This is a genomic window from Clostridia bacterium, from assembly GCA_034926675.1.
In the GTDB taxonomy this organism is placed as follows: domain Bacteria; phylum Bacillota; class DTU025; order DTU025; family DTU025; genus JAYFQW01.
Map to the genome: position 1 here is coordinate 40,204 of JAYFQW010000024.1, position 16,271 is coordinate 56,474.

Here is a 16,271-nt window from a genome sequence, read left to right on the forward strand (position 1 = left end):
TTCGTACTACGCTGAGAGCAGAATCAGCGGACGGCTTTTGAATACGCACCGATTCATGCAAAAACAGTGTGATGGTCCATACGCAGGAGCCTATAATGGAAGTAATTAGGATATTTGGGGCTCGTCTACCCATCCCTGTGGGCAAGCAAGGCCTAGCGTTGTACGGATTCCGTACCACTCATGCGGTGAACCAGTACGAATTCCGTACTGCCCATGAGGTGCGCAGGGGAAAACCTCACGTTTCCATCGAGTGCAGCTTCAGTATGCTCTTCTTGATCGAAGCTTCCTCCCCGTTCTCGCCAGGCTCATAGTACACCCGGTCAGTCAATCCATTCGGCATGTACTGCTGCTGGACGTATGCCCCTGGGTAGTCGTGGGGGTACTTGTAGCCAACTCCGCTTCCCAGGGCCCCTGCACCGCGGTAGGAGGAATCCCGCAAGTGCGATGGGACATCCACCGAGGGTTTCTCGCGCACATCAGCCTGAGCTGCATCTATCGCCCGCACCACGGCATTGCTCTTCGGAGCGGTGGCTATGTATATCGTGGCATGGGCAAGGATGATTCGCGCCTCCGGCAATCCCACCTTCTCGACGGCAAGCAGAGCGGCCGCAGCGACTGTCAGCGCACGGGAATCCGCCATTCCCACGTCTTCGCTGGCATGTATCATGAGCCTGCGCGCGATGAACCTGGGATCCTCGCCAGATTCGATCATCCTTGCCAGGTAGTGGAGGGCAGCATCGGGATCAGAACCCCGCATGCTCTTTATGTAGGCTGAGACCACGTCGTAGTGCATATCGCCGCCTGCATCGTACCGCAGAGCGCGCCGCTGTATGGAATCCTCAGCTACCTCCAGCGTTATGTGAACAACACCATCTGAATCAGAAGGGGTGGACAGGGCCGCCACCTCAAGAGCGTTCAGTGCAGTGCGAGCGTCCCCGTTTGAGAAGCTAGCCAGGTGGTCTAGGGCTTCGGGATCGATTGTTATGTTGATATGGCCAAGACCGCGCTCGCAATCGCTGATAGCGCGTAAAACCACCGTTCGAACCTTGGCGGCATCGAGCGGCTCCAGCCGGAAAAGCCGTGACCGCGATACCAGCGGAGGGTTCACGTCGAAGAAAGGGTTCTCTGTGGTAGCGCCTATCATGGTGACAGTCCCGTCCTCCACAGATGGAAGGAGGGCGTCCTGCTGAGCCCTGTTGAACCTGTGGATCTCGTCGATGAACAGAATCGTCCTCTTGCCCCGGAGTTTCATGCGGTCTCGCGCCTCAGCCACTACCCGCCTGATGTCGGCCACGCCAGCTGTCACAGCATTGAGCCTCTCGAACTCGGCCTTAGTGGTGACAGCGATAACCTCCGCTATCGTCGTCTTTCCAGAGCCAGGTGGACCGTAAAGGATGATCGACCCGATGCGGTCCGACTCGATCGCGCGCCGCAGCAACTTCCCCGGTCCAAGGATGTGCTCCTGCCCAACGATCTCATCGATACTCCTCGGCCTCATGCGGGCAGCCAGGGGAACCCTGTCTCGCGAACCGCCCTGCTCCAACCCAAAATCGAACAGATCCGCTCCAGGCATGACCCTCACCTCTACGAGATGTCCGCGAAAATGAGCACGAAAATACCCCGCCATGGCGTAGGTCTGGCCGCTTCTCCCCCGCGCTGCGAGGTGGGCGCCCTCCTGCTACGTTAACGTTCCGCACCTGCGGCGCGGCACACATGCTCGTAGTAGAGACCGGGCTCCCTGAGAAGAGATGTTGGAAGTAAACAGCCAGTGCACCCACGTGCACAGCAGGGTTATTGCGTCTTCATTCAGCGGGTATATCATATCACACAGAAGTCAGCCTTTCAACAAACGCGGCCCGGCGCCATAATCTGGAACAAGCGATCTCTGAGCGAGTCAAACCCCACGCGCTCCTGCTCCCCGCCAGTCATGTTCTTCAAAGTCGCGACGCCAGCGTCCAGTTCATCATCGCCGATGATCGCAACATACCTGGCCCGCAGTTTGTCTGCATAGCGCATCTGGGCCTTCAGGCCGCGTCCGAGAATGTCGTAGTCTGCGGATATCCCAGCCCCACGCAGTTCGAAGGCAACTGAGAAAGCCTTTTCGCGCGCGCGCTCGCCTAGAGCCACGATGTACACGTCGAGCTTCTGCGCATACCGATCATCGGAAGCGCTGGCTTTCATCGCGAGCACACAGCGCTCGATCCCACATGCCACGCCCACGCCTGGGGTCGGGCCTCCCCCGCACTCCTCCACGAGGCCGTCATAGCGGCCTCCTCCTCCCAGTGCATCCTGGGCGCCGATCCCCGCCATGTTGTACTCGAAAGTTGTCTTGGTGTAGTAATCGAGGCCACGGACTAATCGGGAATTGAGCGTGCAGCCCACCCCAACGGAATCGAGGAGCCTCCTGACCTGGGTGAAGTGGTCCTTGCACTCTGCACACAGGTGATCGAACACTGGAGGCGGGCTCGGCAGAAGCGCCCTGCATTCCTCGGATTTGCAGTCGAGCAGCCTCAATGGGTTCCGGTCGTACCTTGACTTGCAGGATGGACACAGACCATCGTGGACAGGAGCATAAGCTTGCCGGAGCACTTCCCGGTATGCAGGACGGCAGCTAGGGCAGCCGATGGAGTTGAGGTTCACCACCACGTCCTCGATTCCGAGCGCGCGGAACACCTCGATCGGCATTGCGATGATCTCCACATCCGCAGCCGGAGACGCTGCGCCAAGCACCTCGGCGCCGAACTGGTGGAACTGACGGTATCTGCCTGCCTGTGGCCGCTCGTACCGGAACATGGGTCCCATGTAGTACACTTTCGTTGGCTGAGGCCGGGCTGCCAGCCGATGCTCCACATACGCCCGGGCAACCGGCGCCGTACCTTCAGGCCTCAAGGTGATGGACCGCCCTCCCCTGTCGGGGAAAGAGTACATCTCCTTCTCTACGATGTCGGTAGTCTGTCCGACGCCGCGCTCGAAAAGCTCAGTGTGCTCGAATATGGGCGTGCGTATCTCCCTGTATCCGTATTTCTCAAATGTCTGCCTCACAATGCCCTCAGCATACTGCCATAATCCCACGTCCTCGGGCAGAACGTCGGAAGTGCCCCTAGGCGCGTTGATCTCCATTGACGCATCCTCCCCTCCCTGCGGTGCAAGCACGTCCGCCTGGGAATGAGCCATCAGAAACGGGCCATACGATGTCGGCTATGAAAACGGGCGGGTCGCAACCCGCCCACGTATAACCGGGGGAATCAACTACTTCTTGGGCTCGACCGCAGGCTGGGCGCTAGCATCATTCGCAGCCTTCTTCTCAGCCTCAGCCTTGGCTTCTTCTAGAGCCTTCTGCGCTGCTTCCTTCTGTGCGAGCTGGATATCGGCCATGAGCGCATCCTCAGCTGATGCATCGTCCGCCCTATCCATCTTCCGGTATCCATCGGCTATCAGTGCGTGAGCGAACACGTCCTTGTCGGCTAGTTCGGACGCCCGCTTGTACAGCTCCACGGCCTGATCAGCATCGCCCGCGTCGCGGTTGGCATCCGCCTGCGCGATAACCACGTACGGGTCTGTCGGCACGATCTTCGTTGCCTTCTCGAATGCGGCGACAGAGTCCTTCGCCTTTCCCTGCAGCGCAAGGGCCCGCCCCAGCGCCACCTGGAGATAGGGGTCGCCTGGCTGAAGCTTGGCGGCCTTGCGGTACTGCTTCACAGCCTCGTCGTACTCCTTGGCCTCCATTGCGCGGTAGGCAAGCACCCTGGAATCGTATATCTTCACCTTGGCCTGCGTTCGAAGGTCCGAAAGGTACTTGTCGCGCAGTTCTTTCTCCTTCCGGAGCCTGATCATCTTGTCCAGATTAGTGCGGACCTCATCCAGAACCAGCTTGGGCTGGCTCTTCTGCATCCTCTCGAACTCGGCCTTGATCTCATCCTCTGTTGCCTCAACTGCACCAACGGCCTGCCTGGGGAATCCCTCTACCATCTGCCGGTCGGCCACCCACTTACTATAGGAAGCTGTGGTGAACCCCCACCGCGACAGTGCGGAAACCCAGTCAGAATCGTTCTCGAAGTTGGCGCGGTCCGACTTGACCTGCGAGTCCACTGCGGCCTGATCCGGAGCGTAGTTCGCCTTCTTCGCTGCGTTGAGGATTGCTGCGTCATCGATAAGCTTGTCCATGACCGTCGACCTTATCGAATCGAGTTGATCGGGCCTCAGGCCTCCGAATGCCATGCGCTCGTAGTACTGCCAGGCGAATTCGCGGCTGAGCTCGAGCTCGGTTATGCGCCTGCCATCGACCTTCGCGACAGTGAGCCCACTGCCCTGAGCTGAACCTGAAGACCGTTCCAGAAACATAGGTACGATCATGCCAACCGCGAGAAGCCCCGCTATAACGGCTACAAAGGTGCCCATTCGCTTACGCATTCCTACGAACAAATGTGAAACCCTCCCAGCTATGCTGTGTAACCTACGATATTGTATCGCACGGCTCAAGCAGTGTCAACGCACCCGCAAGGCGCGCGCAAGGCTGCTGCAAGGCGCAAGCCAGGGCTGAACGATCCCTATGCTTCAACGAGAAGGCCCGTTCCAAGCCATCTCATCGCCTATCGTGGTTGCCGCTCCATGCCCAGGATAGACTCGGGTTCGTTCGTCCATGGGAAACAACACATCGTGGATGGACTTCCACAGTGCACCCTCGTCACCGCCCTCTAGGTCGGTGCGGCCCACACCCATGTTGAACAGGGTGTCGCCTGTGAACACTACGAGATCCTCAGGCGCCCACAGGCATACGCCTCCAGGAGTGTGGCCAGGCGTGGCCAGAATGCGGAAGTCCACGCCGCCAACGTGCAGTGTCTCCCCGTCTTCAAGAGTCTCATCCGCATCCAGCCTGTCGTTGCCTGCTCCGCACCGAGCCAGGATGCGGAAGGTGTCGATTGGGCACGCAAGCATGGGAGCATCTTTCACTCCCACATGCACCTTCGCTCCTGTGATCCGGCGAAGCTCTCCGACTCCACCGATGTGGTCGGGGTGCCCATGAGTGCATATGATTGCCCCACATCTGAGGCCGAGTGAATCCAGGGCTCTCACTATACCCTCGGCCTGCGCTCCCGGGTCGATGACCGCCGCCTCATCTGCCCCATCGCGCCACACTATGTAGCAGTTGGTGGAGAGAGGGCCAACAGCCATACGCTGAACCCTGAGATTCTCTGATTCCGCCAATACAGCAACCCCCTTAGAAATCCCTGGAGCTGTCGAGGATTATGGTCACAGGTCCATGGTTCACCAGGCCCACTTCCATCTCTGCTCTGAATACCCCAGTTTCCACATGCACTCCAGTTGCTCGAACCGCGTCGATGAACTCATGGTAAATCACGACGGCCTGATCTGGAGGCGCAGCATCAGTGAAGCTAGGCCGCTTGCCCCGCCGGCAATCGCCGTAGAGCGTGAACTGTGAGACTGCAAGCATGCTGCCTCCCACATCCCGAAGAGAGAGGTTCATCTTGCCATAGGCATCATCGAATACGCGAAGGCCCGTGATCTTGTCGGCCATGTAGCAGACATCATCAGACCCATCCGACCGAGTCACCCCGAGGAGCACCAGTACGCCGCGGCCGATCCTCCCTACCTCCGCACTGCGCCCCATCTCACCGTCGACCTCTTTGCCGCCAGCCTCTTCACCCCGGGCGTTCTCCTGGCGCACTCTCACCCACGCGCTGCCGACCCTCTGCACAACAGCCCTCAACTACACCACACCTGCCTGCACCGAAGTATCTGTGATCCTCCTCCAAGCTGAATGCCCTAGCTTGGCCGCGCCCTGTGAGCATCGCGGACCCCGGCGACCTTGGAAAGCCTGCGGATCACCGTGTTCATGTGGGCCACATCGGTTATCTCTACAGTCATGTTGATCATCGCAGCGTGACTTTTGAGAGTTCGAGCGGTGACTGCACTCACGTGCGCATGGGTCTCCACCACTGCGTTCATGACATCAGTGAGCAGCCCTGGGCTATCGTGGGCTTCCATTTCGATCTCGACGGCATAGGAGACGCCTTCGCCGATGTCCCACTCAACCTCAACCCGCCTGTTCTCATCGTCTATCTCGATACCCACATTCGGGCAATCCTCTCTGTGAACAGAAATCCCGCGCCCTCTGGTGATGTAGCCTACAATGGCGTCTCCTGGCGCCGGGCTGCAGCATCTGGCGAACCTCACGAGCACATTGTCCACACCGTGCACCCGCACGCCCTTAGAAGAACGGACACTGGGGTGGGCTTCGCGAGCCGGCCTCTGATCCTCCTGCACCCGTTCTGGCAGGAGTTTCCCTATGGCCTGCGCGGCCGAGATCCTCCCGTACCCGATGCTCGCCAGGAAGTCCTCTGCGCTCAGATGGCTGAACTTGTGAGCCGCGTCGAGAAGGCGATCCTCCTTCATGTTCGCGTGAACCTCAGCCCCAACGCGCCTCAGTTCCCGCTCAAGCAGTTCCTTCCCTCGCTCGATGGATTCCTCTCTTCTAAGCTCCTTCACCCATTGTCTGATCTTGCCCTTGGCCTTGGCGGTCTTGGCAATCGCCAGCCAGTCCTGTTTTGGACCGGTGGTCGTCTTGCTCGTGATCACCTCAACGATATCGCCGGTGGCGAGCTCAGTTCCGAGGGGCGCCATCCTCCCGTTCACGCGGGAACCCACGCACCTGTTGCCCACATCCGTGTGAATCGCGTAGGCAAAATCGATGGGCGTAGAGCCGGCAGGCAAGGCCTTCACGTCGCCTTTCGGGGTGAACACGTACACCTCATCGGAAAAGAGGTCCACCTTGAGGGTCTCCACGAACTCCTCGCCGTTTCTGGTCTCCTTCTGCCATTCCAGAATCTGCCGAAGCCAGGTTATCTTGTCTTCGAAATCGCCGCCTGCTCCGCCTTCCTTATAGCGCCAGTGAGCAGCAATGCCGTATTCCGCCGTCCGATGCATCTCTACGGTGCGGATCTGGATCTCGAGAGGCTCTCCACGGGGCCCCACTACAGTGGTGTGGAGAGACTGGTACATGTTGGACTTGGGCATCGCGATATAGTCCTTAAACCGCCCCGGAATCGGCTTCCAGATGGTGTGCACAGCTCCTAGCGCTGCATAGCACTCCCTGAGCGTTCCAACGATCACCCTAAGCCCCATGAGGTCCCATATCTCGCTGAAATCCTTGCCCTGTTGCGTCATCTTCTGATATATGCTGAAGAAATGCTTAGGCCTGCCCTGGATCTCGCCAGAAACCCCTATCTCCTCAAGAGCAGCGGCAAGAGTCCGACGGGCGTCCTCGATGATGCCCTCTCTTTCCTGCCTCTTCTTGGCGACCCGATCCACTAGTTCATAGTAGGCTGCTGGCTCAAGATACCGAAGGGAGAGATCCTCGAGTTCCCACTTGATGGCCCACATCCCGAGCCTGTGGGCGAGGGGGGCATATATCTCAACCGTTTCCCGCGCAACCCTCTTCTGCTTCTCCGGCGGCGAATGCCGCAATGTGCGCATGTTGTGGAGCCTGTCGGCAAGCTTGATGAGAACCACCCGGATATCCTTTGCCATAGATACGAACATCTTCCGAAGGCTCTCTGCCTGTTGCTCCTCGCGGTTCTTGAAATCAAGGCGGGAGAGTTTGGTCACCCCGTCCACCAGCATGGCAATCTCAGGCCCGAACGTGGTCCTTATCTCATCAATACTCTTGCTCGTGTCCTCCACCACATCATGCAGAAGCCCAGCCGTGATCGTGTTCGGGTCGAGGTCCATGCCGGCGAGGATGAATGCCACCGCCGCGGGATGCTCGAAATACGCCTCTCCCGACTCGCGGAACTGCCCCGAGTGTGCACACTCAGCATACTCCCACGCCTGGCGGACCATTCCCATGTCCACGCCAGGACGATTCTTGCCTGCCTTTGCCAAGAGATCCTCAATGGTGTGTTTGGACCGGACCATGCTCGCTTGGCCTCCCTGCACTACGTAAAGCGGCTTTATGCAGCGCGAAACCGCCTCACACAGCCTCCGACCGCCTCATGTCTTTCAGATTAAGCTCCGCGGATTCCCGCCCGTTCCATTCGTTTACCTCCAGGCCGTAGGCGACATCCACCTCTCCAGCCTGACGCGCAAGATCGGCGTAATGCTGTGCCATGCGGAAACCGATGGCGTCGACAATCCGCGATCCCTTGCCCAGCTTGAGCTTGAGGTGCCGTCCTTCCGGCCCCACCTGTTTCTGCTCGAGAACCAGCAGTCTTCGTGTAAGAAACACGGGTGTCGGGTTTCCCAGTCCGAACGGTTCGAGAACGGCCAGGCCCCTGGCAAGCTCGATGGAAATCTCGCTCTCCTGCAGTTCCGCGTCTACACTCACCTGAGGAACCAAATCCTCGGGAGTGAGCCATCTGTGTCCGAGTTCATTGAGCCTCTCCCGGAATCTGTCCAGATCGTCAGCTCGTATGGAGAGCCCCGCAGCCTGCGCGTGGCCACCGTACTTCAGCAACAGGTCAGAACATTCCGTCAAGGCCGAATGCAGGTTGAAACCTGGAATGCTTCGCCCCGAACCGCGGCCCACATCGCCGTCGAACGACACGAGCACAGTGGGCCTGCAGGTAAGCTCCGCGATCTTTGAAGCAACGATCCCGATGACCCCTGAATGCCACGATTCGGACCCTAGCACTATCGCCCTTGTGGACGCGGTGTTCATCTTGCTGACTGGAGCCCATGCGTCACGAAAAATGCCAGCCTCTATCTCTTGCCTTTTCCGGTTCTCCTCATCGAGCATGGCCGCAAGGCCAGCGGCTTCCGCCTGAGAATCCGTGAGAAACAGCCTTGCCCCGAGGGAGGGATCGCCGAGCCGGCCAGCTGCATTCACTCGAGGCGCCATCGAGAAGCCAACATTCCCCGCCTTGATCTCCCGGCCTGCGAACCCAGACACATCTATTAGATTCCGTATTCCCAAATTCTGTGATGACTTCATCATGGCGAGTCCTGCTCTTGCTATGATCCTGTTTTCGCCGACAAGAGGGACCACGTCAGCTATAGTTCCCAGAGCAACGATATCCAGATGGCGCCACGGATCGCCATGCCCAGCAGGGCGATTCGAGAGCTCCCAGAATGCCTGGGCAAGCTTAAACGCGACTCCGACCCCGGCCAGATCCTTGAAGGGATACAGAGAACCCTTCCTTTTGGGGTTGATAACGGCCAGTGCCCTGGGAATTTCCGGCCCGGCCTCGTGGTGGTCTGTGATGATCAGATCCATGCCCCGCGATCGAGCCGCAAGCGCCTCCTCCACAGCTCCGATTCCACAATCCACGGTCACCATTACCGACACGCCCTCATCAGCCGCGCGCTCTATCGCTTCGGTGCTGAGGCCGTATCCCTCCACGAGGCGATTGGGGATGCGATAGTCGACAGAAGCTCCTAAGGCCGACAACACGGTCACGAGAAGCGAGACCGCCGTGACGCCATCGGCGTCGTAGTCGCCGTAGACTCTGATCTTCTCGCCTCTGGCGACCGCGTCCACAATCCTGCCCGCCGCCTCTTTCATGTCCGGAAGCATAAACGGATCATGCATGTTCCCACGTGCAGGGGAGAGAAAAGCCGCCGCGGCCTTGCCATCCAGGAGGCCTCGGTTCACAAGCACTCTCGCAACTGGAGCAGGGACTCCGCATTCCCGCGCGAGTTCCTCCTCCGCCCGAGGGTTGCCCTCGAGAACCACCCATGTTTTCTTCCTAGCAGCCATTATGCGATCCACCCATCTTAATCAGGGACAATTCGACCTGTGATACAGATCCCCTGCACAGTTTATCATGTTTGCACCCGGTCGCGCTCATCCCGGACGACCTTCGCCAGGAGATCGCGATCGAACTCATCGACAATGTAGAGGGTCCCATGGGCCACCTCCGCCAGCCTGCGAAGGAACCCCTTGTTCGGGGACAGTCCTATGCACGTGAAGGGAAGACCGTACTTGGCTATCTGCTCGGCCGCAGTGAGAGCATCCCGTGCAGGGTCTCCAGTCCACTGGTTCATAGTGGGAATCCCATCAGTGAGCAGCACCAGGAGAGTGGGCGTGGCTTTGCTGCTCGCGAGTACGCGGACCGCCTCGACAATCCCCGCGGCAAGCGGAGTGAGCCCTGCCGGTCTCACGGTTGCCAACCCGTCCTCCAGCGCCTTCACGGAACGGGCTCGCACCACGTGGCAGGTCACAGATCGATCCTGGAAGGTAAGCACGGTCACCTTGTCGCGGCACGCAAGAAACAGATACCTTGCAAGATGCTTCGCGGCCTGGATGCGCTTCCCGGCCATGCTGGCGCTTGCGTCGATCAACAGGCATACGTCGACCTTTCGTCTCCGCCGCCTCTGCTCGATGCGGACATCGTCTCTCTGCATCGGCAGTATCTCGCCGCTCTTGGCGCACCTCACCGCCCAGGTGGTTACTGTCTCAGGCACAGCGATCTCGCCCCGGAAATCTGCCTCATCTGCGCGCATTGTGCGAAGAGCAGAGTAATGACCTGCTTTGCCCGCAGAGGAGACCGCGAAATCGCTCCGCTCAAGCGGTGTGCAGGCTGGCCGAGCCGCCCTGCGGATAAGCCTATGCATCTGGGTTTCGACCTCGCGGGCGAACCGGCGAAGGAAATCCCGGATCCGGAGGCCTTTATCAGAAAGCGTCACCGAAGCGCCGTCTCCGTCAACTATCTCCAGCGCACGGAGCCTTGCGAGCATGCCCTCGGCATCGCCGAATTCCCGTTCGAGCATGGCATATGGGCTCTCGCGCCTGTTTGGACTGGCGGCACACTCCAGGAAGGATCGAAGGCTGGTTACAGAACCGAAATCCGCCGACGCATCCAGCGCGTCTTTCATCTCAGCTGAACGGTCCGTCCCTGAGCCCGGCTGATTGTCCTCGCGAAGCAGCGAATCCATCTGCGAAGAGTATGGCGATAGGTCCAGCGGACTGCCTATGACGGAATGGTTGTTAGCCACCCTCTCAACCTGACGCAACTCACCCCCTGCCAACCTTATGGCGAGTTCTACTTCGCGGACGAGATAGTAGATCAGGCCCGTCGCATCAGGTGGAAGCATGGCTGCAAGATGGACATGGCCTCTGTGCGCAGTTCGGAGCGACGCCTTTCTGCCGAACTTGAGGCTGCCAGTGGCCCGGCCGCCGCCAGTCCCGGTCTGCACGTCCACGAAGTCCGCGAGGTTTCCAGATGGCCATGATCTAAGCGACCACGGCTCAGGCCCAATACACATCTCCCTCGCGAATTCCTCCGCTGCATGCCTCACAGCTAAAGCCACCGCAGTGTGGTCTATGTCTGCCAGGGCGTGGAAAACGTCGAGGTGCACGACTTCGAAGGCCTTGGATCTTCCGTAGAAGACCTGCCCTGCGTCTGCCATGCACCTCACCGTCATCACCTCGGGATGCGCAGGGTCGAGTATGTGAATGCGCCTCGACGCCACTGCAGTCTCCCCTATGCGCACCCCGAGCCCCCTATCCAGCTCCTGGTTCACGTCTCTGGTGAATGCCGCTATTTCCTCAAGCCTCAACTCAAGTCATCCTCTGCGAAGACGACCTTGGGGCCGATGTCGGTTATGGGGCGCGCAGGGTTGGGCGGACATGCTTCGCACACCGCAGGCCCGCCTCCGCCCTCATCAGCATCGCCATGCACACCAGAACCCACGCTCGCCCTGGCGCCGCCAATCCCGTTTCCTCCGTCTGTCGGGCTTCCGCACCCGGCTGACCTTCTCCCCTGGCCTCCGCCATCCTCAGGTCCGGCTCCGGATCCGGAGTCAGCCCCATCGGATTTCATGCGCTCGAACACCCTGTGGAGCATCCCACGGATTCCAGGCATCCCGGCAATGCCGGGTTGGCCCCCAGGCCCGGCCCCAGATCCAAGCCCAAGCCCGGGCCCGGGCCCCGCCCCAACTCTCGACTCCCAGCTGCGGTCGTAGCACTGACCACCGCCCCCTAGCGCAGACCCTGGCGTCTGCCCAGGCCCCGAGCAGCCCCCTCCTGCCAGGGCAGAGGTTGGCCTGCCGGCCGACTTCTCCTGCATCGCGTCAACGTACCGAAGGATGCTCGACAGGGCAGCAATCTCCACCCTGTGCCTTAGCACCGCTGGCAGCACTGCCCTGATGTCCTCCAGCGCAACACAGCTTCTGCCCGCCAGAGCTGCCCTGCACCTCGAGGTGATCCTGGCTGATTCCATGGCCCTGATGCTCTCGATATCGAAGTCCACGTATATCTGGGCAAGAAGCTCGACCAACTCGTCAGGGTAGCTGACCCGCGGAACGAGGGCGCCCGCTGCCACGAGCCGGCCCTTCCATCCCCCCGAACCAGGATCAGCCGGAGCGGATGCAGCGCCCCTGCTGCCTTCGGGAGCAGACAGCGAGAGCTGCCTGCTCTGGGCGCAAAAGTCGTCGAGCTCTAGGATCCTCCTGATCATCGGCAACTCGCTCGCTCGGCCCATCTCAACCGACAGATCAAACCTATCGGAAAGCTGCCTCCTCACGTCCTCCAAAGGGCCCGGGTCCTCGTCAGGGTTGGACGCGGACCATACCGAGATCTCCACAGGCACCGCCACCACCGGGAGACCAGACTCCTCGATCTGCACCCTGCCGGGCTTCGTTCCCATTACATCTAGCAAGACATCGGTTAGCTCGGGGGAGGTGTCGGCAAGCCGGTTTATCTCATCGATGAAGACTATGCCCCGGTTCGCTCTGGGGATCGTGCCGAGCAGGATGGCAGCGCCTGGCCTCTCTCGGTCCATTACCTTAGCAAGATCGATGCTGCCTACCACCGTGCCAAGCTTGGCCGAGTGGGATACCTCGAGGAATGGCATCATGATCCTCTCTGAGCTGAGGTCGTGAAGGCGTGACAGAGGCATGTCGCGATGGACTGGGCAGTGTGGCGCCCATGGCCTGCAGTTGTACTCGCAGCCAGTAATCCGATCGATCCTGGGAAGAACGCCAGCCGCCGAGCGCATTATGGTGGTCTTTCCGGTTCCTCTCACGCCTTCCGCGTGCACATGCACTGGCCGCCCCGCTATGGCCGCCACAATGGAGATCTCCACTGCTTCAAACAGAGCAGCGTTTCCCTCATGCTTCACAAGGCTCTCGTATGGGCGCAAAAGGAACCCCTCCGCGTCGGTATTGTGCGAAGAGTAGTATTGCACCGCGCGTGGAGTTTGATCCCCAGTCGGCGGATCACAGCAAGCATGCTCCGTTGATCTCAAGACCGAACTTGCAGTTGAGCACGGTTGCGGCCTTTCTGCACATGGTCATGCGGGATAGGAATATCTCGAAGTATTCCATTACGGGGCACATCTCAGTATCGGTCACGAGTGAGAGCGTAATGAGCCTGTGCTCAGCGTCGATATCCAGCCGGGATTTGGTGGCCGCGTATGACACTCGGTCGTGGATATCGAAGGAGGCCACGTCGCGGTTCCGGACGCGAGTCCGGTGCACGTCGGTCTTGTCGGCAAGAATAACCGCTGCCGACACCTCGTTCACAGGGTGGCCATATTCCTCCTCGTGGTTGCCGACTGCCGCCATCACCAGGGCCGTCTCTTCCACGCTCATGCCCATCCTGGTGAGAAGGGACCACGCCATAATCGCACTGCTCTGTCCGTGATGATCCCTCGACACGACGTTTCCGATATCGTGGATATATCCAGCGATGCCCGCAAGCTCCGCCCATCTGGGGTCGTACTTCAGTGTTTCAAGGACATTGTGGGCGATGCTCGACACCAGAAACGCGTGGCGCGGGCCGTGCTCTGTGTATCCCATCGCTCCAAGGTTCAAGTTCGCCCGTTCCACCAGAGCATTCACCTCGGGGTTGCTCCGCACATCCTTGATGCTCAGCTTTCCATCCATATGATCATCATCACCTCTGTTGTGTGCTCGCGCGCCCCGCGAGTCTACCCCACACCTACGCCGACAGCCGCGCCATGCAGGCGCGGCCGCCGTTCTCCGTATGGGCGTTATCCGTGTGGACGTGGACATCGTTCGCTGTGAGCCTACATGTAGTCGAACGCGAACTGATCCAACGGCCCGAAAGGCACGTACAGAGTCCATGTGATCTTCTTCCATTGCCTTCCTGAGAAGGCAGGATCAGCGCTCCAAAACGGCAGTATGGCATATGTGCGCATCGTCTCGCCTTTAGCCAGCGGTTTCTCAGGCAGTAATTCGGGCGCGCTCGCGTAGTACTTCTGCCTGACTGCTCCATCCGCATCCACCACATAGAAAGCCTCTATCGACGGAAGCACCATGCAATCCGCTGGTCCGGATATGTTCTCCACTAGGAGGTCGATCTTTACCTCGGGAGGGGCCTCAAGAAGTCCGAGGACAGTGACGCGCACTCCGCCTATCTCCTGAGGCGTTGCGAAAAGCCCCTTCCGGTAGGAGAGGGAAACCCATTCGCGGCCCATCATGCGATCATCGACCACGGCGGGGCGGCCTTCGATATCGCGAATCTTCAGGTATCTGACTCGCAACTGCCCGTCAGCATTGACGTAGTACACCTTCGCACGGATGCTCTCGCCGAGAACACTCGACTCCACCTTGGATATCGATGTGATGCCGTCGGTCTTGCCATCTCTAGCAGAGACATATTCCACCCACGAAAGCGCTGCGTCGGAACAGAAGGACTGCGCCCGCTTCCAGTCGCACTTCTGAAAAGCACTGACGAACTCCGCCGCGACCGCCTCTGCAGCATCAGCGGCAGCTGCGGCATAGGGGATGCACATGCCCGCCAGGAGAGCTGCGGCAAGCGCATATGTAATCCAGGTTCTTCTCGTAATCATAGATCCAGGCCTCCTATAGTGACGCCGACCCCTAGGAACTCTGCTGATTCTCCTTGCCCACTGTATCCTGCACTGCCCATTTGGAGAAGCGCATGATGATGCGCTCGCCCTGGTCTGCGACGTTCACGATTAGTGCGTCGTCCTTGATCTCGACTATCTCGCCGTGTATTCCTCCGATGGTTACTACTCTGTTGCCCTTGCGCAACCCCGAGAGCATGGTTTCGCGCTTCTTCTTTTGCGTCTGCTGCGGTCGGATCAGCATGAAGTAGAAGACCACCATCAGAACGGCAAATGGGAGCAATGTGACTAACAGGTTCTGACTCTGTCCTGGTTGCATTCGCTGCTTACCTCCATTTCCCAAGTGGGTAATGCCTTAGTTATTATACCAGACCCGCCATGTTTCCTTCCGGTATTCATCAAAAGTCCCATCGATGATCGCTGCCCTCATCTCCTCCATCATCCTGACCAAGTGCCGAAGGTTGTGGAGGGAGGTGAGCCTCAAGCCCAAGATCTCGCCTGCCTTGAGAAGATGCCGTATGTATGCCCTGGAGAAATGGGTGCACGCATAGCAGTCGCACCCCTGATCCAGAGGGCCGAAGTCCTCCGCATATGACGCATCGCGCACGATGATCCTTCCGGACCTCGTGAATACCGTTCCGTTTCTGGCGTTCCTGGTGGGGAGAACGCAATCAAACATGTCGATGCCCCGGGCAACCCCCTCGAGGAGCGCATCGGGAGAGCCCACGCCCATCAAGTAACGAGGCTTCTCCTCGGGCAGGCACGGAACCACCGCATCGAGTATCTCGTACATGATCTCTTTAGGTTCGCCAACCGAAAGGCCTCCTATGCCAAACCCGGGGAATCCCATCGACACCATCTGGGCCGCGCTCTGCTTTCGCAGATCCGCATAGGTCGATCCCTGCACTATTCCGAATACGGCCTGGTCTTCACGGTCGTGGGCGGCAAGGCACCTCTCCGCCCATCTGGCAGTAAGTTCCGTGGAGCTTCGCGCGTAATCCCGCTCACACGGATAAGGAGCACATTCATCGAAACACATGGCGATGTCCGCTCCTAGCGCCATCTCTATCTCCATCACTCGCTCAGGCGTGAACATGTGAGGAGACCCGTCGATGTGGGATCGGAACTCCACGCCATTCTCAGTGATCTTGCGCAGCGCCCCCAGGGAAAACACCTGAAACCCGCCTGAGTCGGTGAGAGCAGCCCCTCCCCACGACATGAACCGGTGCAGGCCGCCAGCCTTCGCAATCAGCTCATGGCCTGGCCTGAGATAGAGATGATACGTGTTCCCAAGGACAATCCGGGCGCCAAGCCCAGTGAGCTCGTCTGGAGATACGGTTTTCACAGTGGCCTGAGTCCCAACTGGCATGAACACCGGGGTTTGGATGTCGCCGTGAGGAGTGTGCAGTACTCCCGCCCTGGCTGCTGTTGTTGTGGATCTCTTGTGTATAGTAAAACTCACCGGATGAATATGGACCA

The 16,271-nt window shown here is 59.4% G+C and carries 13 protein-coding genes and 1 other RNA gene; all 14 read right to left on the reverse strand.

Annotated elements, in window-relative coordinates; translation table 11 throughout:
* Positions 1-235: 235 nt before the first annotated feature.
* The 14 genes from VB144_07375 to tgt all read right to left on the reverse strand — a co-directional run bounded on the left by VB144_07375 (position 236) and on the right by tgt (position 16,254).
* The gene (locus VB144_07375; protein ID MEA4883460.1) at positions 236-1,573 is read right to left on the reverse strand and encodes a replication-associated recombination protein A; all 1,338 of its coding nucleotides are present in this window, start codon (positions 1,571-1,573) and stop codon (positions 236-238) included.
* 40 nt (positions 1,574-1,613) lie between these two features.
* Positions 1,614-1,795, reverse strand: a non-coding RNA gene (gene ssrS / locus VB144_07380) — 6S RNA.
* A gap of 47 nt (positions 1,796-1,842) precedes the next feature.
* A complete protein-coding gene (gene hisS, locus VB144_07385; protein ID MEA4883461.1) occupies positions 1,843-3,120 on the reverse strand; it encodes a histidine--tRNA ligase in 1,278 nt (425 codons plus the stop codon).
* A gap of 129 nt (positions 3,121-3,249) precedes the next feature.
* Positions 3,250-4,422, reverse strand: coding sequence for a SurA N-terminal domain-containing protein (locus VB144_07390; GenBank protein ID MEA4883462.1), 1,173 nt, complete (start codon positions 4,420-4,422; stop codon positions 3,250-3,252).
* 132 nt (positions 4,423-4,554) lie between these two features.
* A complete protein-coding gene (locus tag VB144_07395; GenBank protein ID MEA4883463.1) occupies positions 4,555-5,205 on the reverse strand; it encodes an MBL fold metallo-hydrolase in 651 nt (216 codons plus the stop codon).
* Between the two features lie 13 nt (positions 5,206-5,218).
* Positions 5,219-5,728 (reverse strand): D-aminoacyl-tRNA deacylase, encoded by a 510-nt coding sequence (gene dtd, locus VB144_07400; protein MEA4883464.1) that lies wholly within the window; start codon positions 5,726-5,728, stop codon positions 5,219-5,221.
* A gap of 56 nt (positions 5,729-5,784) precedes the next feature.
* The gene (locus VB144_07405) at positions 5,785-7,935 is read right to left on the reverse strand and encodes a bifunctional (p)ppGpp synthetase/guanosine-3',5'-bis(diphosphate) 3'-pyrophosphohydrolase (GenBank protein MEA4883465.1); all 2,151 of its coding nucleotides are present in this window, start codon (positions 7,933-7,935) and stop codon (positions 5,785-5,787) included.
* A gap of 55 nt (positions 7,936-7,990) precedes the next feature.
* On the reverse strand, positions 7,991-9,715 hold the full coding sequence (gene recJ, locus VB144_07410; GenBank protein ID MEA4883466.1) for a single-stranded-DNA-specific exonuclease RecJ: 1,725 nt from the start codon (positions 9,713-9,715) through the stop codon (positions 7,991-7,993).
* Between the two features lie 65 nt (positions 9,716-9,780).
* Complete coding sequence (locus VB144_07415) at positions 9,781-11,517, reverse strand: VWA domain-containing protein (protein ID MEA4883467.1); 1,737 nt, start codon at positions 11,515-11,517, stop codon at positions 9,781-9,783.
* Complete coding sequence (locus tag VB144_07420; protein ID MEA4883468.1) at positions 11,514-13,100, reverse strand: hypothetical protein; 1,587 nt, start codon at positions 13,098-13,100, stop codon at positions 11,514-11,516. The genes VB144_07415 and VB144_07420 overlap by 4 nt, the downstream gene beginning before the upstream one ends.
* A gap of 76 nt (positions 13,101-13,176) precedes the next feature.
* Positions 13,177-13,845: an HD domain-containing protein gene (locus VB144_07425; GenBank protein ID MEA4883469.1), complete on the reverse strand. Its 669-nt coding sequence runs from the start codon at positions 13,843-13,845 to the stop codon at positions 13,177-13,179.
* Between the two features lie 143 nt (positions 13,846-13,988).
* The gene (locus VB144_07430) at positions 13,989-14,774 is read right to left on the reverse strand and encodes a hypothetical protein (protein ID MEA4883470.1); all 786 of its coding nucleotides are present in this window, start codon (positions 14,772-14,774) and stop codon (positions 13,989-13,991) included.
* A 31-nt stretch (positions 14,775-14,805) separates the two neighbouring features.
* Complete coding sequence (gene yajC, locus VB144_07435; protein ID MEA4883471.1) at positions 14,806-15,111, reverse strand: preprotein translocase subunit YajC; 306 nt, start codon at positions 15,109-15,111, stop codon at positions 14,806-14,808.
* Positions 15,112-15,147: 36 nt separating this feature from the next.
* On the reverse strand, positions 15,148-16,254 hold the full coding sequence (tgt, locus tag VB144_07440; protein ID MEA4883472.1) for a tRNA guanosine(34) transglycosylase Tgt: 1,107 nt from the start codon (positions 16,252-16,254) through the stop codon (positions 15,148-15,150).
* Positions 16,255-16,271: the final 17 nt, after the last annotated feature.